At 34.6% G+C, this 21,253-nt stretch carries 18 protein-coding genes and 3 pseudogenes; 10 read left to right on the plus strand and 11 right to left on the minus strand.

Annotated elements, in window-relative coordinates; translation table 11 throughout:
* Positions 1-1,085: 1,085 nt before the first annotated feature.
* Positions 1,086-1,838 carry an IclR family transcriptional regulator gene (locus AXW61_RS10425; protein WP_019836964.1) on the plus strand — a complete coding sequence of 251 codons (753 nt, stop codon included), beginning with the start codon at positions 1,086-1,088 and terminating at the stop codon, positions 1,836-1,838.
* 46 nt (positions 1,839-1,884) lie between these two features.
* Here the strand turns inward: AXW61_RS10425 and AXW61_RS10430 are convergent, their stop codons facing one another.
* From AXW61_RS10430 to AXW61_RS10445, 4 genes are all read right to left on the minus strand, one after another.
* Positions 1,885-3,381 (minus strand): CoA-acylating methylmalonate-semialdehyde dehydrogenase, encoded by a 1,497-nt coding sequence (locus AXW61_RS10430; RefSeq protein ID WP_019836965.1) that lies wholly within the window; start codon positions 3,379-3,381, stop codon positions 1,885-1,887.
* A 43-nt stretch (positions 3,382-3,424) separates the two neighbouring features.
* Positions 3,425-4,582, minus strand: a complete 1,158-nt coding sequence (locus AXW61_RS10435) for an iron-containing alcohol dehydrogenase (RefSeq protein ID WP_062034255.1) — start codon at positions 4,580-4,582, stop codon at positions 3,425-3,427.
* Positions 4,583-4,619: 37 nt separating this feature from the next.
* Positions 4,620-6,014 carry a GntP family permease gene (locus AXW61_RS10440; RefSeq protein WP_062034256.1) on the minus strand — a complete coding sequence of 465 codons (1,395 nt, stop codon included), beginning with the start codon at positions 6,012-6,014 and terminating at the stop codon, positions 4,620-4,622.
* A gap of 410 nt (positions 6,015-6,424) precedes the next feature.
* Positions 6,425-6,769 carry a hypothetical protein gene (locus tag AXW61_RS10445; protein WP_155858670.1) on the minus strand — a complete coding sequence of 115 codons (345 nt, stop codon included), beginning with the start codon at positions 6,767-6,769 and terminating at the stop codon, positions 6,425-6,427.
* Positions 6,770-6,942: 173 nt separating this feature from the next.
* Between AXW61_RS10445 and AXW61_RS10450 the strand changes: the two are divergent.
* Together AXW61_RS10450 and AXW61_RS17820 are read left to right on the plus strand one after the other, a co-directional pair.
* Positions 6,943-7,355, plus strand: a pseudogene (locus tag AXW61_RS10450) (DDE-type integrase/transposase/recombinase); the annotation flags it as partial.
* Positions 7,356-8,020: 665 nt separating this feature from the next.
* Positions 8,021-8,218, plus strand: a pseudogene (locus tag AXW61_RS17820) (transposase); the annotation flags it as partial.
* Positions 8,219-8,525: 307 nt separating this feature from the next.
* Here AXW61_RS17820 and repM read toward each other — a convergent pair.
* A complete protein-coding gene (repM, locus tag AXW61_RS10455) occupies positions 8,526-9,473 on the minus strand; it encodes a replication initiation protein RepM (RefSeq protein ID WP_205630086.1) in 948 nt (315 codons plus the stop codon).
* A gap of 414 nt (positions 9,474-9,887) precedes the next feature.
* Between repM and AXW61_RS10460 the strand changes: the two genes are divergently transcribed.
* From AXW61_RS10460 to AXW61_RS10485, 6 genes are all read left to right on the plus strand, one after another.
* Positions 9,888-10,526, plus strand: coding sequence for an AAA family ATPase (locus AXW61_RS10460; RefSeq protein ID WP_062034259.1), 639 nt, complete (start codon positions 9,888-9,890; stop codon positions 10,524-10,526).
* A gap of 2 nt (positions 10,527-10,528) precedes the next feature.
* On the plus strand, positions 10,529-10,828 hold the full coding sequence (locus tag AXW61_RS10465) for a hypothetical protein (protein ID WP_004726796.1): 300 nt from the start codon (positions 10,529-10,531) through the stop codon (positions 10,826-10,828).
* A 1,289-nt stretch (positions 10,829-12,117) separates the two neighbouring features.
* Complete coding sequence (locus tag AXW61_RS10470) at positions 12,118-12,435, plus strand: antitoxin HicB (RefSeq protein ID WP_240487456.1); 318 nt, start codon at positions 12,118-12,120, stop codon at positions 12,433-12,435.
* A gap of 84 nt (positions 12,436-12,519) precedes the next feature.
* Entirely contained in the window at positions 12,520-12,783 is a 264-nt protein-coding gene (locus tag AXW61_RS10475; protein WP_062034260.1) for a hypothetical protein, read from the plus strand.
* 164 nt (positions 12,784-12,947) lie between these two features.
* Positions 12,948-13,415, plus strand: coding sequence for a hypothetical protein (locus tag AXW61_RS10480; protein ID WP_062034261.1), 468 nt, complete (start codon positions 12,948-12,950; stop codon positions 13,413-13,415).
* 336 nt (positions 13,416-13,751) lie between these two features.
* Positions 13,752-14,657, plus strand: a complete 906-nt coding sequence (locus AXW61_RS10485; RefSeq protein WP_062034262.1) for a type II toxin-antitoxin system PemK/MazF family toxin — start codon at positions 13,752-13,754, stop codon at positions 14,655-14,657.
* A gap of 821 nt (positions 14,658-15,478) precedes the next feature.
* Here the strand turns inward: AXW61_RS10485 and AXW61_RS10495 are convergent.
* From AXW61_RS10495 to AXW61_RS10515, 5 genes are all read right to left on the minus strand, one after another.
* Positions 15,479-15,814, minus strand: a complete 336-nt coding sequence (locus AXW61_RS10495) for a DUF6527 family protein (protein WP_062034264.1) — start codon at positions 15,812-15,814, stop codon at positions 15,479-15,481.
* Positions 15,811-17,181 (minus strand): ThiF family adenylyltransferase, encoded by a 1,371-nt coding sequence (locus AXW61_RS10500; RefSeq protein ID WP_062034265.1) that lies wholly within the window; start codon positions 17,179-17,181, stop codon positions 15,811-15,813. The genes AXW61_RS10495 and AXW61_RS10500 overlap by 4 nt, the downstream gene beginning before the upstream one ends.
* Complete coding sequence (locus tag AXW61_RS10505) at positions 17,178-18,239, minus strand: E2/UBC family protein (RefSeq protein ID WP_062034266.1); 1,062 nt, start codon at positions 18,237-18,239, stop codon at positions 17,178-17,180. Before AXW61_RS10505 ends, AXW61_RS10500 begins: the two co-directional genes overlap by 4 nt.
* Positions 18,240-18,368: 129 nt before the next feature.
* Positions 18,369-18,920, minus strand: a complete 552-nt coding sequence (locus AXW61_RS10510) for a helix-turn-helix domain-containing protein (RefSeq protein WP_062034267.1) — start codon at positions 18,918-18,920, stop codon at positions 18,369-18,371.
* A gap of 21 nt (positions 18,921-18,941) precedes the next feature.
* Complete coding sequence (locus AXW61_RS10515) at positions 18,942-20,123, minus strand: ATP-binding protein (protein WP_062034268.1); 1,182 nt, start codon at positions 20,121-20,123, stop codon at positions 18,942-18,944.
* Between the two features lie 299 nt (positions 20,124-20,422).
* Here AXW61_RS10515 and AXW61_RS10520 point away from each other — a divergent pair, with 299 nt between their 5' ends.
* Entirely contained in the window at positions 20,423-20,989 is a 567-nt protein-coding gene (locus tag AXW61_RS10520; protein ID WP_062034269.1) for a recombinase family protein, read from the plus strand.
* A 187-nt stretch (positions 20,990-21,176) separates the two neighbouring features.
* Here AXW61_RS10520 and AXW61_RS17510 read toward each other — a convergent pair.
* A pseudogene (locus tag AXW61_RS17510) lies at positions 21,177-21,253 on the minus strand (IS6 family transposase); the annotation flags it as partial.

Consider the following 21,253-nt stretch of genomic DNA (forward strand, 5'->3'; position numbering starts at 1 on the left):
AACATGTTGAGCAGTCCAAAATGACCGCTATATTAACCAAGGGGGTCAGTTTTTAAATGCCGTTAGGGGGTTATTTTTACACTGCCGCTAACATTACTACAAGGAAAACAAAAAGAGGGAATAACTCTTTTAAAATCATTTATGGTAGCACCCAAAAAGCCTCTATCTAGAAATAAAGTCGATACTGTTTATGATAATCAAGTTCAGATTGTTCAGAATTTTATTGAGAATATCCTGCTAGACCTTAGCTCAGGGAAAACTTTGTTAAATACCCTAGCGAATCGAACCGATGAGGCTAATTTCATTAACTTTCAGCACTATGATGAATTGGTTAAAGGGATAGATAAAACATTGAGAGTCAGTATTTAAATATTAGATACTAATGTGCAGATAACAATAAGCCTAGACTCTAGTCTAGGCTTTAAATTAAAAAAACTCATAAAAATTAGCAAGCAAAAAAAAACCAGCTATAAGCTGGCTTTCTTTTGTATTTTGTAGTTGCAGTAAGCGTCTAAGCGCTGTCGCGAGGGCCTTTCTGCCACGGTTTCCTTTTAATAGCGAACTATCAAAAGTACATCTAATTCTTAATTAGATACCTCACCAATTACCTTTAGTATATACGTATGCACATATTTGTCAATCAAAGTCATTCAAACTGAATAAAGCTTTAATACAGGCTTCTTTATATTTTATAGCATCTTCTAACTCTAAACGTAGTTGATCGGTAATCCCCCCTAAAAATAATAGGATCTAAAAGTAGAATTTTATCTTAAGATACAAGCAGGAGATTCTGCATGAAAACATCTAAATTTACTGACAACCAGATCATGTCCATATTAAAGCAAGCGGAGTCTGGCACACCTGTTGCTGCCCTTTTATAGGCTTATTCATTTGCAAATTATATAGCGGAATAAGACTTTATCGGTAGGTTTGTTCAACAAGGCCGCTCTAATTTAATTTGTAAAACCCAACATGCTAAAAACATTCAGCAATCATTAGGATGAATCCTATACATCACTTATAATTTGAAAAATTATATTATTCTTTTTGTACAGGTAACTACCTTTGACTATCGAGTACTTACAATGAATAGAAAAGGCTCATCAATAACCCGAGTTTTAGATATTATTGAGGCTATTTCAACAGCCAAACATCCTCCGACCCCTTTAGACCTCTCAGTAGAACTGGATATTCCTAAACCTAGTATCCATCGACTGTTGCAGACCTTGGAGCAGGAAAAGTTCATTAAGGTTGATACCTATGGTGGGTATATCGTAGGCGAGCGAACCTATGATTTGCTCATGAGTGCATGGCAGCAAGAACCTCTAAAAATAGAAAGACTAGCGATTTTGCAAAAGTTGTCAGAGCAAATTAATGAAACATGTGGAATCGCTATACTGCATAACAATCAAATGCTATACACAGACCGTGTCCAGACCAATTGGCCCTTACAAGTCTATCTACCGATTGGTTCTACTGTGCCACTATGGTGTACATCCAGTGGGAAATTACTACTGAGTTTTCAATCAGATCAACGTAGAAAAAAAATATTGGAACATCTGTCTATTGAACAAATGACTAAAAATACCATTACAAATCCAATCTTGCTTGAAGAAAATTTAAGTCAAATTTATTCAAATCAAATTGGAACAGATAACGAAGAATTTATCTCAGGTATGGTGGCGTGTTCAGTTCCAATCTTTAGAAAAGAAGAGATTGTTGCATGTTTATATGTACATGCACCGACCATACGTAAATCATTAGATGATCTTTTGGCTTTTGAACCACTATTGCGTCAAGCTGCCAACGACCTGAGTCATCTGATTGATACTACATAAAAAAGGGAAGCTATAACAGCTTCCCCCCTTATCTTGTTTGCTAATCTTAGTTTAAAGTCGGCATAGAAAATTGTGCGCCTTCTCTAACATTCGCACTTGGCCAACGTTGAGTAATGGTTTTGCGTCGAGTATAGAAACGAGCACCATCTGGACCATACGCATATAAGTCACCAAATAATGAACGTTTCCAACCACCAAAACTATGATAAGCAACAGGTACAGGAAGCGGAATATTAACTCCGACCATACCAACTTTAATGTTATCACTGAAATAGCGGGCTGCTTCACCGTCACGTGTATAAATACAAGTACCATTACCATATTCATGATTATCAATAAGGTTCATAGCTTCTTGCATTGTACTTACACGAATCACTTGTAATACAGGTCCAAAAATTTCTTCTTTATAACTGGTCATGTCAGCAGTGACTTGATCAATGAGTGTGGCACCAACGTAGAAACCATTTTCATAACCAACTGGAGCAGCATCGCGACCATCAACCACAATGTTCGCACCTTGTTCTTCAGCACTATTAATATAACCTACAACCTTAGCTTTATGTTGAGCTGTAATGAGTGGTCCAAAATCGTTATTTTTATCCAAATAAGGACCATATTTGAGTGAACTCATCGCTTCAGAAAGCTTAGTTATCATTTGGTCTGCAATTTCATCGCCTACCGCCACAGCAACCGAAAGTGCCATACAGCGTTCGCCAGAAGAACCAAACGCAGCGCCAAGTAAAGAGCTAACTACATTATCCAAATCTGCATCAGGCATCACAATTGCGTGATTTTTTGCACCACCAAGGGCTTGGCAGCGTTTTCCTGATGCTGTAGCAGTTTTATAAATATACTCAGCAATCGCTGTAGATCCGACAAAACTCACAGCCTGTACACGAGTATCTAAAAGTAAAGTATCAACAGCTTCTTTATCACCATTTACCACATTGAGTACGCCATCTGGTAATCCAGCTTCTTTCATCAACTGCGCGATAAACAAAGTAGATGATGGGTCACGCTCAGAAGGTTTCAAAATAAAGGTATTTCCACAGACAATAGCCATAGGGAACATCCAAAGTGGAACCATCGCTGGAAAGTTAAATGGAGTAATTCCAGCGACTACACCTAATGGCTGGAATTCGCTCCAAGAATCAATAGATGGTCCAACATTTTTACTAAATTCGCCTTTTAAGAATTCAGGTGCACTACAAGCATACTCGACGTTTTCGATACCACGCTGTAATTCGCCAGCAGCATCATGCATGATTTTTCCATGTTCTTCACCAATAAGTTGGCAAATTTTTTCAGCATTTTTTTCCAGCAGTTCTTTGAATTTAAACATTACACGTGCACGTTTAATCACTGGAGTATTTCGCCATTCAGGAAATGCTGCTTCAGCTGCGGCAATTGCTTCTTCAACTGTTGCTTTGGTTGCAAGCGCTACTTCCTTGCTTTGTTCACCTGTTGATGGATTGTAAACAGGTTGAGTTCTTGCATGTTGGGTATTCAGAGTCCCATTAATAAAATGCCCGATTAATTCCATGTGGATCTATCCTCTTGATGTGGAAAAATGAATTAAATATGCCTTACCAGAGTTGCTTATATAGTGAAACTATTTCGGTGACTGTAGGAACGACAGGGTTATTGGAAGGTGAACCAGATGCGAGTGCTTGTTCAGCCATTGTTTCGACAATTTCATCGAAAAATTGTTTATCAGCTCCAAATTCAGCTAATGTTGGAACTTTGAGGTCTCTATTTATTTCGATTAATGCTTGGATAAGTTTCTGATTTGCAACATTGTCAGAGTCATCCATATGGGCAACACCCATTGCTTTAGCACAGTCTGCATAACGTTCTGGTGCACCATGTATTGAAAACTCAGTAATCATCGGTAGTAACATTGCATTAGATAATCCATGCGGAACATGGAAAAAAGCTCCAATCGGTCGACTCATACCATGTACTAAAGCAACAGAGGCATTGGAAAATGCGATACCTGCAAATGTAGATCCAAGCATCATTTTTTCACGTGCAGATTCATTATTTGGTTCGTGAAAAACGGTCTGTATATTTGGACCAATGAGCTTCATTGCTGCAATCGCTTGGGAATCACTATATGGACTTGCCTTTTTACTAACATAAGCTTCAATTGCATGCGTGAGTGCGTCAATTCCAGTATCAGCCGTTGTACGGGCAGGCATTGACATCGTTAATTCATAGTCTACGATTGCAGCCACAGGTAAAAAACCTAACCCTGCGCACAGCATTTTTTCACTGGTTTTATCATCAGTAATGATGGTAAATCGAGTACATTCTGAACCTGTACCTGCTGTTGTTGGAACAGCAATAATAGGTAATCCAGTCTCATTCACTTGTCGGGGAAATTTATAATCACGAATTTCTCCACCAAACATGCCCAAAATACTAATGGCTTTGGCACTGTCGATTGGGCTTCCGCCACCTACAGCAATGATGGAATCATATTGATGAGATCTAATATGATTTACACCTGCTTCGATTGAAGCAGAAGTTGGCTCAGGAATAGTCTCGTCAAAATAGTCGCTTTCAATATTTGCTGTTTTGAGTATGTTCTGGATTTCATTGATATAACCTAATGTAACCATCATTTTGTCAGTGATGATCAAAGGCTTTTTTGCGCCTAAGCTATTTAATATTGCAGGAAGCTGGCTTCGAGCATTTTTTCCAACCTGCATAATTCGAGGAAGGTTTATCGTATGAGACATTTTTTATTCACCATATAGGGTTAAGGTATTGAATTTTCTAGAATGATCCAAATATTGTGCCGAGGGTAATGACACCACTTAATGCAATCAGCGGTATAACAACTGCGACAATGAACATGTCGTAATAAGATTGTTTATGAGTCAATCCACATAAGGTAATGATAGTAATTACGGCACCATTGTGTGGAAGTGAGTCAAGTGCGCCAGAGGCCATTGATGCGACTCTGTGCATGAGTTCTAATGAAATCCCATGCTCTAGTGCCAAACTTTTATAGGTTTCACCCATTGTTTTTAGGGCAATACTAAGACCACCTGAAGCTGAGCCTGTAATCCCTGCTAATACATTGATAACAATAGCTTCAGAAATTAGTGGATTACTTGGCGCAATACCGATTAGAAAATCACGCAGAATAATAAAACCTGCCAATGAAGCGATGACTGAGCCATAACCCACCTCAGAAGCCGTATTAAAAATAGGTAAGAATGAAGATGACACCCCTTGCTGAATTGAATCTTTGATATCAACAAAGGCCTTCCAATTTAGAACGATGATGCTTAAGCAAGCTAAGACCAATGCACAGATAATCGCCCATAGCCCAATGACTGAACTTAATGAAGTATTTCCAAATTGATCAGTAGAAAGATATGCCGTATCCAGAGAAGGTAAAATCACTTTAGTTAACAGTAGGTTGGAAATTATAACTACTAGGATTGGTGCAAAAGCAATCAGTAAACTTGGAGATGATGAAGTTAATCCACTTTCACGGTGGTGTGATTCAAAGTGATTGCCATAACCTTCATTATGTAAATGTGCTTTAGCAATACGCTTGTTTAACCACCACATTCCTGTAACCAGAATAAAAATGGATGCCAGTATTCCTAAGCCAGGTGACGCGTATAGGTCTGTATTAAAAAATGGCATTGGAATAGCATTTTGAATAGCAGGTGTGCCAGGTAATGCCGTCATGGTAAAAGTAAGAGCACCTAACATGATTGCTGCAGGAATTAGACGCTTCGGAATCCCAAGTTCTTTAAAGAGTGCAGATGCAATTGGGAATACAGCAAAACCAACAACAAATAACGAAACACCACCGTAAGTTAGAATCGAACATGAAAGCACGATAGAAAGCATCGCTCTTTTATGTCCCAATTTTTCTACAAAAAAATTGGCGATAGTTCGAGCTGAACCTGAGTCATCCATTAATTTCCCAAACACAGCTCCTAATAAAAAGAGTGGGAAATATTTGATGATGTAGCCACCTAAACCTGTCATGAAAACTTGAGAATAAAACCCAAGTATCTCATTGCTGAGCCCACTCCATGCAACTGCAAATAACGCAAGTATTGGTGCAAGAACAATAACGCTGAAGCCCTTATATGCTAAATACATCAGCAATATTAGGGACAAGACTATTCCGATTAGCCCTATCATTTTAAACATCCTATTTAAAATATTTTTGTATAATGATACATATCGTATCATTATTAATATATTTGATTTTTTAGACATGTCAACAAAAAATCGAGAAGGTCGACTTTAGTTGTAGATTGTAAGCTTGAAAAAAATTATTTAATTATTTTAAAACATAGACTTATGTTGATTTAGTCTTGAAAAGAAGAAGTTGTTGATTGAATGTTTGTAAAAATCTGAAAATAAACCCAAGGAATAGTGTATGTAATTGAATAGCCGTACTTATTTTTATATTTCTGATGAAATGATTTTTGACAAGCTGAAGTCGGATATCGATGAATATATCGAAGTTTGGTATAGCTCAAAGAGCTGTTGTGCTTCCAATGATTAGTGTTTCCCATTAGCTTATGAAGTGATTCATCAAAAGATGGTTATATGTGTCTAGAATTTTGGTGGCTATTCAACTGATCATTTTCACTTTGTGGTTCCTTAGATGTAATCGGAACAACTTGTACCATATTGTTTGGTTGTACCTTTACTACTATAGCTAATCTTCTTTTATGCATTTCCCCATTTTGGACTGTGGATTTATAACGCTTATTTGTACCTAATTTTTTATTCTTTGCTATTTTAAAAACATTATGGTAGTGACCAAACTCTACCTCAACTATTTTCCCTTTATGAAGTAATTGATTTATACCTCCGTGTCCTCGTGCTTTATTATCTTTTAACGTTTTTGTTAAAAATTCTTCATCTATAGAGGGTGTTTCTTGCAAAATAACATGCAATGACCTTGAACAATCTGGTATTTCAACCTCCTTAACATTTAACAGTTTCCATCTATAGCATGCTGTTTAAATTCGGGACTAAAACGTTTAGCCATTTCTTGAATCTCCAAAGATTAAAGTTACGTTATCTTTAGAGGGACGTGCTGTCCATTATTTTGTCTAGGATCAATACCATTGATTTTTATCTTTCTTCTAGACGTAATACCAAATCAGCATATTGTTTTCTTGGAAAAATTTTAAATAATGTGAAGAAGTGGCAAATTCCAGAAGTGATCAACACGGATAAAGCACCCACATATGGACGTGCTTTATCACGGTTAAAACGGGAAGGAAAATGTCCACCAGACCTTGAGCACAGGCAGATTAAGTATAAAAATAACGTGATCGAATGTGATCATGGCAAGCTAAAGCGGATCATCAGGGCCACATTAGGATTCAAATCTATGAAGACGGCTTATGCCACAATTAAAGGTATTGAAGTCATGCGTGCACTACGTAAAGGACAAGCTTCGTCATTTTTTATGGTCAGCCTCAAGGTGAAGTGTATCTAGTGAATAGAGTTTTCGGTCTCTAAGCACGTTTTGAAAGGAACATCATCGACTCAAATTTCTATTTGCAACAGTGCCGTTTTTCTCATCAGAGGAATTTTTAAGTTGCAGCGGTGGACTTCCATATATGGACAAATCCCTGACAAGAATTACCGGAAAAGTTTTTCAATTTCATAATTCTCTTCCGGATGGCATAAGATCATAAGTTGCATAAGTTATGTAACTTTTATTCCTGGCAGATCAATCCCGGGGAGTTTTTCTCATCAGAGGAATTTTTAAGTTGCAGCGGTGGACTTCCCTATATGGACAAATCCCTGACAAGAATTACCGGAAAAGTTTTTCAATTTCATAATTCTCTTCCGGATGGCATAAGATCATAAGTTGCATAAGTTATGTAACTTTTATTCCTGGCAGATCAATCCCGGGGAGTTTTTCTCATCAGAGGAATTTTTAAGTTGCAGCGGTGGACTTCCCTATATGGACAAATCCCTGACAAGAATTACCGGAAGAGTTTTTCAATTTCATAATTCTCTTCCGGATGGCATAAGATCATAAGTTGCATAAGTTATGTAACTTTATAAATTTATATTCCTTACAGATCAGCCTCTGGAGGTTTATGTAATAGCACCTAATTAAAACGGAAACGTTGCAATTAAGACCTGGTTATAGCACTAAGATTAAGGAGTGTTCTATGGAGCGTATTGAAGTTATTACATCAGTTCAACGTCATTGATGTTATTCCGGTCAAGAGAAAGCCCAATTTGTTGCTATGACCATGCAACTAGGCTCATCTGTTTCTTCTGTTGTTAGACGGTATGGCATTTCGCCAAGTTTGCTGTTTAAATGGAAAAGACTTATGCAGGATGGTGGAGTAACTGCCGTGGAAGCGAATGCGTAGGTCTTCAGTGTGATTGACTATAATGCGCTGTTAAAATGTCAAACAGCTTCAGTAAAGGTTTGGATGAAAAAGCGTAGAAGTTCTCAGGCAAAAATACATATCGCACGTGCCATGCCCTCTGTTTTAAAGCACCCAAGAATAAAAATAGCTCATCATTTGAAGATCTATGATCTGTGGCAGAGACGCTTGTATCGGCTCCTCACTTCAAATATTACAGTCTGAAAATTTAGCGTTATTCATTACTAGGACTGACTAAATTTTTCCTGTAGGTTCAAAATAAGAATTTCTATTATTCAGATTACGACACCTTTTCTGATTTATATTTTTCTTTATAGCCCACTTTTAACAAATCAGAATAATACTTTTTTACCTTTTCAGGGTCGAGAAGTTCAAGTGAAATCCTTTCTTTAAACGCTTCGATCTCTTCGCCTACATTGGCATATTTCCCCCCGAATTCAGGATATTTGATAAGGTCACACAATTTTTGAGCGAAAAATATAGATTGTTTTGGTGTCAGCTGATATGTCGGTTCCAGTACCTTATCGCTAACAATTAAGGAAGCTTTTTGATTAAAAGAAAATTCGATATGTGTAATTGTTCTTCCTTCTTTTTTCTGCTCATAACTTACCTCTATATCAGTAAGTTTATTAATTTGATCTATGGCAACCGTCAATACACGCTTTTTAAAATCGCCCATGGTTTTATATTCATTTTCAAGTAAACCTAACTTATCACGCAATTCAACCATACTAATATACAGCTTGCCTTTGCTACGCCATCTAATCAAAAGTTCATACAGCCGTATAGCGTATACGCTAGATAATTGAGAAATTTGCTTTAATTCATAACGGGTAAATTTTTCTTCAAGTTTTACAAAAAGCTGTAAAATATCAGGAGCAAAAATTAGTTGAGCGCATGCAGCTTCTTTAACATAGCCAACTTTTGATACCCAACGGCTTTTGTAGACCGCTGGCTTACCTGTAACAGGATCTATGGCCTTATAGGTGAGTCTACGTTCAAACAAGTTATCACACGCTCCCTGAAGAGCCTCATAGGCCGCTTGACGACCCAAATTAAAGTGCTTCATGTATTCAGATGCATGTATTGTTAGCAAGGTATCCGATGTAAGCTCTTTTTCAATTTCCCTAGCTGCAATAATCGCAACTAAAATTAAGCGTTGTTCAGACAGAGTCAACGCATAAGATGCTTCAATCAAGTTATTATCTTTATAAATTACATTTGCCATATTGTGATTAGAGAAACAAATATCATTAATGGACATTAACACTTAATGACCATTAATGGAAGATCTATTTATGCCAGGAAAATGTCCATTTATGTCAGGAAAACGTCCATTTATGTCAGGAAAACGTCCATTTAAATAAAGGAAAATGTCCACTTATTGTCAGGAAAACGTCCATTTAAATAAAGGAAAATGTCCGCTTATTGTCAGGAAAACGTCCATATAAATCCTCTAAGAACTAGACTACATAAGGCATACAAAGGGCCTATAAATATAAATTTAAAATTATATATAAAATTAAAAAAGAGCATTACTTGTGGATAACTTTATTTTTTAACTTTATTTTTCACAATAGTTGATTCAGGAGATTGAAACTTGTACATTGTTTTCAACAAGATTACGTAACTTACATAACTTATGATTATTTTAGTAGGTGGTGAAAAAGGCGGAGCTGGTAAAAGCTGCCTTGCCCAAAACTTAGCTGTTTATTTACAAAAAAAAAATAGAGATGTTCTGCTTCTAGATGCAGATCCTCAAGGTACAACAACTGACTGGATTAAAGAGCGTGATGAGAATGAGGATTTAAAGAATATTCCATCTGTACAAGCTTCAGGCAATATTCGTCAAGTTTTAAAAGATTTATCAAAAAGATATGAAGATATTATCATTGATGCTGGTGGGCAAGATTCGGAAGCATTGCGTTCTGCTATGACTATAGCAACACATATGCTATTGCCTTTTAGACCTAAACGTAGAGATCTAAAGACTTTGGATCATATGGAGCAAGTATTAAAACTGGCGCGAGCAGTGAATCCAGATTTGAATGCAAGAGCAATCATTACACAATGCCCAACATTACCGTCACAAGTACAGCGAATTCTAGATGCTAAAGAAGCCTGTATATCGTTCGGAATAAAAGCCTTAGACCAAATTACGACAAATCGAAATGTTTATGATGATGCAGATGAAAATGGCTTATCTGTTTTTGAAGTAACAAGTGATCCTAAAGCAAAAGCAGAAATTGAAGGGATAGCTCAAGAGTTTTTAGGAGTATAACTATGGCAGGTCTTAGTGGTTTAAAAAAGAAAACTGACGAGCTTTCAGATCAGGATAAACTAGTTGAAAATTTCATATCTGGAGCTGATAAAAGAGTTAAGGATCTAGAAGTTTCACAAAAGAAATTCGTTCGTTGTACCTTTTCTTTAAATCAAGAATTAAGTGAGTTAATCGATGAGTTAATTATCAAAAGTAATAATGCTCGTGTTAACAGATCTAGTATTGTAAGAATAGCTTTAGAGTCACTGGCAGAGCAGAATTTAGAAGATTTTAAGCAGCTAGTTGATAAGAATTTTAAATAAAATAAGAACAGGTTATTTAATCTATAAGATTAAATAACCTAACTTCATAACTTCATAACTTCATAACTTCATAACTTCATAACTTCATAACTTCATAACTTCATAACTTCATAACTTCATAACCTCATAACTTCATAACTTCATAACTTCATAACTTCATAACTTCATAGTGTTGAACAAAGCGGTCTGTAAAGGCTTATTGAACAATAGAGTGCCCTTACAATTTATCAACTAATTCAAAATTTTTGACTTTAATAGAATTTAAATAAATTTATACAAAATAAAAATAATTTGCTAAGTTTTTGTTTTTAATGTGTTTATTTTTAGATTGAAATTCATGTAATTTTGTGTATTTTAAATAAGTTTTTATTTAAAATATAAGTAATTGAATTATATGTATTTTTAAAAATAGTTTTTGTTTAATTTTAATTTACTATTTTTCAAATAGTTTTTAATATGCACCGATAAAACAATAACTTATAATGTCCGTGTTATGCGTATAAAACGCATAATACCAAGTTGCTTTCTGGTGAATATTTTAGAATTTTTATTTTTTTTAACTTTATATTTTTCAAAATCAAATTTTTTCTTATTATCTTGATTTTTTGCGTGAAATTTCATCTTTTTTATTAGTTTATGGGGTAATCCCTCCTAAAAATAACAGAATCTAAAAGTAGAATTTTCTCTTAAAATGTAGGCAGAATATTCTGCAGGAAAACATTTCAATTTACTGACAGCAGCCAGATTGTGTCTATTCTATAATAAGTGGAGTTTAGGATACCTGTAGCTGTTTTTTGTCATGAACAGGGCATGAGTCCTTGCGCAGAAGTGCTGCTCACTATTTACAAATAACGAGCCAAATATGGTCGTATGGATAGATCATTGATTGCATCGCTGAAAGAACTGGAAGTAGAAAATACTAAACTTAAAAAAATGTATTCAAAAAACAATTAAAGGCAGCAATTATTCATGAAGCGATCGTAAGGAGCAGCACTACTACGTAAGGGGGAAGCTATTTCACCTACGTCAGATGGCACTTCAAGCAGTTGCTCACCCTGCATTAGTATTCGTCTAGCTTGCCATGTATTTAGTATCAGTGAAACCTGCTAAGGGACACGCCCCGCCAAACCTTGAGTTTAGACAGATTAAGTATCAAAATAATGTTATTGAATACGGTTATTGAAAGTTAAAACCTATTATTAATGCTACGCTAGGATTTAAATCAATGAAGACGGCTTAACCTAGAGGGGATACTGATGTTCCATCAGCCTTCAACAATGAAATGAGATATGCTTAAATATTCAGATGATTATTATCTAACTCAGCAAGAAATAGACGAGTTACGTGCAGATGCAAAACAGGCCTTAAAAGTGATGGCGGTCTTATTTCGCTTAAAGACGGAGATACATTATTCGTATCGAGTTGAATGGGTAGCTGAGAGTGCAGAATACGTAGGCCTTTGCGAAGAATTTCCATCATTATCTTGGATCGATTCTGACCCGGATAAAGCACGTTTAGGTATTGAAAAATTAGTTTTCGAAGTTGTAAAGGATATGATTATCCAAGGGGAGAGTGTTCTTGGGATGCAAAAATCTACTCCAAGGTAGCTATGATGTGTGTTGATTAGGGTCTTTTTGCAGAATTTTCTTTAGTTATTTGTTCTGTATAGGCATCGCTAGGAGTGTGGCAATATGTCAGAAATCAATCTAGTAAATGAATGTGACAATGAATCTGAAATTGCTGCTATGGCAGCGCGTGTGCTCCAAGAACACTTTATTGCAGCCACTCAAGCTGGGCCGGTGCTATATGTAGAGAATGATTATTTAGTGCGCAAGGCCCCGAATGAACTCCCAATTGTGATTAAACGTTTAGAAGGGCGCAGCCCTAATCTTATTAAAAAAATAGCTTATCGCAGAATTTTCAAGATTAGAAAGCAACAAGTTAACTTGGATTAAAACAAGCTCAGAATTATTTTTAATGATTTTTTCTAAAGAAACAAAACATTTCTTTAATGATCTTTTATAAATAAATTAAATATTAATTTAATATTTTTTTATTTAAAATCATGCACTTAACTTTTTTGATTTTGTGTGGTAACTTCTGTTTTTTGGAGGCTAATATGCAATTTTTTGAAAGTAAAAATTTAATTAAAAAAGATGAAAAAATGTTCATAGTCTGTAAATTTGACAATTTTTTTTATCGAGAACTAGCAGTAGATGCTCGTGCAATTTTTTTTAGGAATAACTTCGATACTGAGGAAAGAAGTATTTCTATTTACATCAGTTCAAAAAAAATAGATGTTGATGAACTATTCATTCGCTTTGGTGATGTCTGGAGTATGCATAAAGAAAAAGAAATTATTATTGAAACAATGGCGTTCCGAAAAGAATTATGCAGTCTAGAATGTACTATTAATTTATTGCTAATTCTTTGCGAAATCGCTGAAAAATTTAACTATAGAACTATTAGATTTGTAAGACCAACCTGGGTAGGTGATTACATCTGTTTGAAATTCGGGTTTTCAGCAGATCGTGCAAAGGATTTGAACGCTTTGAACTTAGCTTTGAAAGGCTACTTGTTGAGCTGAATAATTTTGGGCTTCCTGAATAGCCATCGATTTTGTAGATACCAACATATCAAACCTGGACTGCCACCACTCTCCGATGCAAAAAGAATAAACGAAATTTGTCTAGGAGAGTGGTGGCAGTCCAACCGTCCGCTAAGAAAATCGAAAAAGCGCGTATTCTAAAAGCGGACATTTCTACTTTGGGCTTAAAAATTCAGTTTGCATAAGAGATTTTATGTTAAATAATGAAGTGGAAAAGATTATTTTTTTAGAAAATTTTTCTTATTTTTAAATTGTTATATTATTTAAGCTTTATAATGGAAAACTCTTTTATATTAATTATTTATTAGCTCACGTATGTTCTCAATTAAATATTTTCAGGATGATGATAACAATCAGAGTAATTTTTTAGGTGAGGAAAAACTTATAGATATTGAAGAGTTTCTTCTATATGAGTGGAAGAGTGATAAAAAAATATATATTAACAAAAAATTTATTAAATCAAAATGTTATAGATGGAGGTTGCTAGGTGTAAAGGATATTCCTGCTCTAGGAACTATACGTTCACTAAATGTAATTTTGAAAGAAGTTGCTACTGAAAATGATGAATATTTAACTCAAACACTTAAAAGAAATAAAGCACGAGGTGCAGGTGGGATAGGTAGTCTACTTCATAAGGGAAAGCTTGTTGAGGTTGAGTTTGGGCATTACTCTAGTGTTTATAAAGCTAATACTGGCAAACATTTGAGAAGTAATAAGCGTTACGTTTCAACTGTACAAAATGGTGAAATGCATAAAAGACGATTAGCAATTGTTACTAAAGTACACAATAATATGGTTCAAGTTGTTCCAATCACATCCCAACCACCAGATGTCAGAGATAAAACTTGTTTTAAGCTTGAGCAGGATACTCTCAAAGAAACGGTGTATTTTGATCCAAAAATAGATAGTTGGGTGATCTGTTCTATGATACAAACAGTGGCTGTCACCCGTATTCTTCCAATTGAAATTAATAAGTCTTATAGAAAATCGAGAGAGCGTCCTCGTAATAGTTCATATAGATTAAAGATATCTAAAACAGATAGCATTAATTTAGATAAGGCGTTACTTAGTGCAGTAAACTTAGGGCAATATTTTGACTATTTCACTACCAATAAAGAACTTCAGAAAGAACTTATTGATTTAAAAGAACAATTAAAAGAAGCCTTAAAGTACAAGGAAGCTTGTGAAAAACATGAGTTTACTCTTGAAGACTTAGCTTAATGTTTTTTTCTGTTAGTTTTCTTGACATATAGAAAGATAAATATATACTGGGCTTAATTGGTGAGGTATCTGATTTGATCAGATGTACTTTGTTTATACAAAGGAAACCGTGGCAGAAAGGCCCTCGCGACAGCGCTTAGACGCTTACTGCAATTTCAAAGAAGGAAAAACTAGCTTATAGCTAGTTTTTTTTAACTTCTTTTTTTATATTCTAATAATTAATGATGCTTTCAGTATTTCTATGTCTTTTTTGAATTTTAGAGCCTAGATTTGGATCTAAGCTTTTTGATTTCGTATAACAGCCATTATATTAAATGGAAAGATTAAATCCTTATCTAGGCAAAGCCTATAGCAAAATCAATAACCAAGAATACACAGCTAATTTCGCCTAATGTATGTGCAAATATTCCAACTGGTTGAAGAATTATACTTACCTTTATATCTACCTTACATTTCTTTCTCTCTTAATAATATTTATTGAAAGTCTTAAAATATTCTTTACTTGAAGCAACTAATGTCCAAATAAGAATACATATAATCAGATAGTTATAACGTTTTAGTAATCTAGATGGTTCTAAGCCTTCTAATAAAGTACCCGAAACTTGGCTATGTAATTTCGTGAGTTGGTAGTCCATTCCGATTTTAATGAGCAATGAAAGCCCGATACCTGTAATAATAATCCAACATAGTTTTTTATTAACTAAAAATGGAAAGAAAATTGTTGCTAGTATATTCATCGTGTTTTTCTTCTTAAGTTAACCTTCAATAATTAAATTTTAAATTATGCCTATCAAATAAACATTCCACACCAAAGTGCAGATCTAGTTACACCATGTAATTTTTCCATTTTTGATCCAAAAATGAGATTTACAACCTTTTTTCAGAAAAATTGAAGGAAACAAACTAATCTGATTTTGCGAATTAATATTCAGATCCCAACGAGGTCTAGCCTCTTTAATAATTGGTAACTCTATAGTGTAACCACAACCACATGGACACTTTAGACCTACACACCAAATCTCTTCACCTTCAACAGCAACTACTATAGATCTAATAGGCATATTTTCTGGCAAAGAGTCACCCTCTATTAGAACTACTGAGCGAGAAGAAAATTTATCTAAAAATAGAGTTAGATATTTGAAAAATAATAGTTTCATCTCATTCCTCCAAGGTTAGGTATTCCTAATAGTGGAGTAGTGATACCTTTACCGACGTTAATTCTAGGATTGGATATAAAACTATCTTCCCTAAAATACTCAACTTCATTGGCACCTAGACAAACGACAGTTCTTGCATAATTAGAATTATTTTCTTGTCGAAACAAAAATGTTCTAGCTATAAACTCGTTTATACAAAAGCTTGCGGCAAGCATATTAAGCGAAATTACAGAGGGGGCCTCCTCATGAACACCCTTAAAGTAGCCTTCTTTCAACTGTTTTTCATAGCTTTCAGGTGAAGTTTCTTTCAAATATTCTGCTCTCAAAGAGTCTGGTGTATAAACTTTTCTATCTTTTAGAGAACTTCTATGAGGTTGGATATAATCTAGCCGGGCACACACTTCTGTAATAAAAGGTTTTCCGTTTTTTGATCCTGTTGGGATTGTTACACCGATATCAAAAACAGGTAAAAGAAAATACTCACCAACTAAATCTACATACATCCTTGCTGAAACTGTATCAACACAACTGAATAAAACATCACAAGTTGCTGCCTCAAGAATAGCCTGCTGAGTACCAATCTTGCTATCTAATACTGTTAAGACAACATCAGACCTATATTGGTTAATAGCATCAGCTAGAACTTTAACCTTCGCTTTTTGATTCTTAGCGTCCTGAATTGTTGAATTAAGAATTCTATTAAGATTCTTATGTTCAATAACATCATCATCGATCAAGACCAGATGCCCAACTCCTAATCTGGCAAGGTTTTCAATCACAATTGATCCTGTACCAGATGCCCCTATAACACCAACTTTAAAATTTTTTAGACTTTGGGTCATATCGGCTGAAAAAGGCATAACGTTGCTCGACGATTGTCGAGCAACTAATTCAATGTTTTGACCTACAATTAAGAACTTATCAATATATTGTGGGGATAAATTCTTATCATAGAAACGCCCCGTTAATTTTCCTTCAGGTGTCACTATTACTGAGCCATGTAATTGGTTATATGCTGCAAAAATACAAGGTATTACTTTCTGATCACTTTCATCATCAGCAATCGAAAACTGATTTAGACTTGATGGATGGGAGTGAATTAAAAATAAACTGAGATTTTTTCCCTCTCCCTTTTCAATCGCTTCTTCTATATATTTTCCAGGCCAAGTTAAGTAATCAACTTTACGAATACATTCACTATGCGGCACTAACAAAATATCTTGAACCAAAAAAATAATTTGATCATTTATTTTGTTGCATGAAGCAAGCGCTATAGCACTGGCTTCTAACCCATCTCCCGGAAATAGATGACGTTTTAAGTCATCTAAATGGGTATCCGTGATTCTAAAATGAGTTTGTAAAATCATGGCTGCACCTCACGAAGTAATGATTCTTCAATAAGTGCAAAGTGTGTAATAACATTATCACATGCTGGATTCCAAGCAGAAAGAGGACTACGATGCCGAGACCATCGTTGATAAAGTTTACCTTCAATTGATTGATCTACTTCAGTACAAGATGGAATAGCACCAGTCGATAATTGAATTCGAGGATATGTATAAAACATATCAATTTCAGCTTGAGGATAGGCAATAGGGATTTCAATTGCGATGGAAATTACTTGATGGCTGTATCCTTCAGGTAATTGGTAGTTATCAACTATGAGCCACCGACGATTTTGCTCAACAATAGTTCGAAAATTTCCAAACACCTGGTTTAAATATTCATTGTCTTTTGGAAGAATCTGAAAACTATTTACAACTGCATCCCCATTATTTACTTCTCGTGGAATTAGTCGAAGTTTTTCAATACCAGGCTTTGCTAAATCTATTACCGAATTTGATGTGACTTCTTGTTTAGGCTCACCTTGAATCTTTAAAATAATTTGATAATTCTCAGCATCTTGAATACCTGCTAAAGATAATGCTTCAGAAACAATAATTTGAGATTTATCTACCTTAATGATTGTACCTTGAACATTGAGCTCATAAGTTTGCTTCGGCAATCGAGTATAGATATCTTCAATACCAGCTTCAGATAAGTTAATAACAGTTTGTTCACTGATCATTAAATCTGCTTCTTCCGATTTAGATAAAAAGAAGGATTTATTTTTCAGTCCTGTTAGAACTTTCAAATGCTTCAAAGTAATTTTGTTTTCAGGCCACTCATAGTTAAAGCCGTCAATTTTTAACTTAAAACTACGATCACCTTCAAGGATAAAAAACTTATCACCCTTCTCAAAATCTATACTCTCTTCAAGACTGATTTCCTCCATACCTGATTGATTAAGCACCTGGTACAAAAGAACATTGTCCTTTGAAGAGTATCCAAGTGATCTCAATAGCTGAGATCCGATAGGGGAATGATCCTCAATAGATCCATGTTTAAAGGTTAAATCGCTGAGAGAATAAGCAAATTGTTTCATGTATAGCTCCGAATTCTGATTAATCTGGTTAAATTAATTTTATTAACCAGATTGTAAAAAAAACTTGCTGGAATAAAGCTACACCAAAAATCTGCTTAAGTAAATACTTTTAAGCAGATTTTTTTCGATTTAACAGATACTTTGGTAAATGAACTCTATGCCGCCTGTTTCTGCTGTTTCTTCAAACCGCAGAATATACCCATCATCAACTAATTTTTTTAGTTTGCTACTAGCATTTGGAACAGATATATCAAACGCATTCGCAACTAAGGCTGTAGTAACTTTTTTTTGCTCAAGAATAAATTCTAAAATTTCTAAATTTGCTTTGGTTAGCCTTGGACCTAAAATTTGAATACCCTGATCCAATTTTATAGCAATAGGTTGTTTCAAAACTTGAGCTATATAATCTATATTATCGATGATATCTTGATCTTCGATATAAGAAACATACAAACCTTTTTTCCCTTTATAAAGCTGAGCTAAAAGAATAATACTTTCTCTAGTAAAAGAAGAGTCAACAAACTCTATACCTTCAAAAGACAATTCAAAAATAGTACTAGATGCATGTTTTTCAATAAACTCTCTCATTAAAGAAAAAACTTCACGCCCTTTTTGCGTACCATAAGGCGAGCTCTCTTTAGTAAAATCTATTAGTTTCATAATTTTGGCTATCTGGTTCATGCTGTTCTTTTAATCAGATTATTATATTTTGTCAAGGATTATTGTTAGAACATAGTGAGTTCCTTGTAATATCGTTAACCCTGTTTTTTGTTTAGCTTCTTCAGAAATTAGAAGACCATCCCTATAAGGGAAAATGATTTCTTGATCTCTTTGTCTTATAGATAATGTAATTGATTTAAGATTACTAGACTCTAAACCATTATTTTTATTAGCGATCAGTTTTAATTTGCTGCTCCCTCGTTCTAAGCCCATACCTCGGCCATCCATTCCTGTTCTAGAAATACCGCCCTTGTTTAGAATGTAAGTTAGCAAGTCAATATCAGCAGAACTTTCATTAAAACCAAGTTTCTCAAAAATATTCTTATATTTCTCTAACTTAGATGCTTCATTTCTTAAAGTAGCTAACAATCCTGGACCACTATCAGATACAGAAACTACAATTTTTTTATACTTAGGTAAATTATAGGTTTGGAGAGCTACATAACCATCTAATTCAGATTTACCATGATCTCTAATATTTGTAATTAATTCTGTTATTAGATGACTAAGTTTCCCCAGAATAACTTTATTTTCATCTTCAGATAGCTCACCACTTATACATTTTTTTAAACGCGGTAATTCTGAACCTTCATACACATCTTTGATTGGAAAAATTTCAACTAAGTTTTCGGAATTAGAGTTATATTTTTTAGCTGAAGACTCGTTTGGTCTATACGGTAAAATTATTACATTAGGCTGGATTTGATCAAAAAAACCACACCGGTCCAAGTAGCTAAAACCCTTTGAATTTCCTTCAAACATAAGGGTAACTTTCGAACCGCTCAATGCTAATTGGTTAGTTAAACTTAGAATTTTAAGTATACAATCTAAAAATATAGGTTTATTAGGAAAATGAAACTCAATTTCAGACTTCATATTCAATAAGTTTGGATACTTTTTTAATACTTGTTCAATATTTGAAGCACTTAACCAACTAGAAGAACTATCAAAAGATATTCTTATAATATTAGGGGGTACATAACTCCATATATTTTGCTCGTTCTTAGTTAAACCTTCTAAATCTAAGGCTTTATATAGCTCAGAGTTAATAGTCGTATGAGTAATAGTAGTTCGAGTAGAATCCAAAAGTAATGCAATTTTTCTTGCTTTAAGAGGACCTTCTTTTTCTAAAACATCAAGAATATTTTTTAGTAAATTACTCATAAATAGAATTCAATATTATAAAAGCTTAAGAGCACTATTTATTAAGAAAATTTTGTACTCAGTTTACAAACTTATTCTATCCGATTTCACAATAAATCATTACGGGAACTTCTTAAACTATTCAATAAATAACTATAATCATTGTGTTTTTTTAAGGTATACCCTAAAGTAACACTTTAAAAGTTCGTAAAACCATGTACCATTTAAATGATTTTTAATCATAAGTAACATGTAACTTTGATATTAAAGATTTATAATTTACAAAATTGTTCATTTTTATCCAATTGGGGCGAGAAAGAGTGAAAGGCCAAAAAGTAGGTTATGTGCGAGTGAGTTCGGTCGAGCAAAATACTGGGCGTCAACTTGAGGGGATTGAAGTCGACCGGATTTTTGTTGACCGTGCTTCGGGTAAAAATACCGACCGACCGAAATTTCAAGAAATGTTGAACTATGTCCGGGAAGGGGACAGGGTGATAGTACATTCCATGGATCGTTTTGCGCGAAGCTTAAAAGATTTGGTCACTGAAGTAGATAAACTGGTCAAACGAGGGATTTCCATCCAGTTTGTAAAAGAAAATATTACTTTCACTGCTCAATCTACCCCGATGGATAATTTAATGCTGCAACTGATGGGGGCCTTTGCACAATTTGAACGTGAAATCATTCTGGAACGGCAAAAGGAAGGAATAAAACTAGCCTCTGCTCAAGGGAAATATAAAGGTCGTGTACATAAATTGAAACCTGACCAGGCTGAAGCTTTAAGACAAGCATGGAAGGAAGGAAAGTACTCTTCAAAAATGGCATTAGGCCAGGCATTTGGAATTAGTCGTCAGGCGGTATATCGGTATTTGAAAGTAGGTGATTAACTCAATTGAAATTGGCGATTATATTTAGTTTAGCTTATAAAAATCGTGAAACGTGATAAATCCATGAAAAGCCCATTCGAGGGTGAATAGGCTTTTTACAATGCACTATCTTGCTGATTTTATATGACAATTTAAGGCACTGTTGCAAATAGAGATTTGAGTCGATGAAATTCCCTTTAAAAAGTACTTAGAGACCGAAAACCCTGTTGATTAGACACACTTCACCCTGAGGCTGACCATAATAAAATGACGATGCTTGTCCTT

The organism is Acinetobacter sp. BMW17, assembly GCF_001592855.1.
GTDB classification, from domain to species: Bacteria; Pseudomonadota; Gammaproteobacteria; order Pseudomonadales; family Moraxellaceae; genus Acinetobacter; species Acinetobacter johnsonii.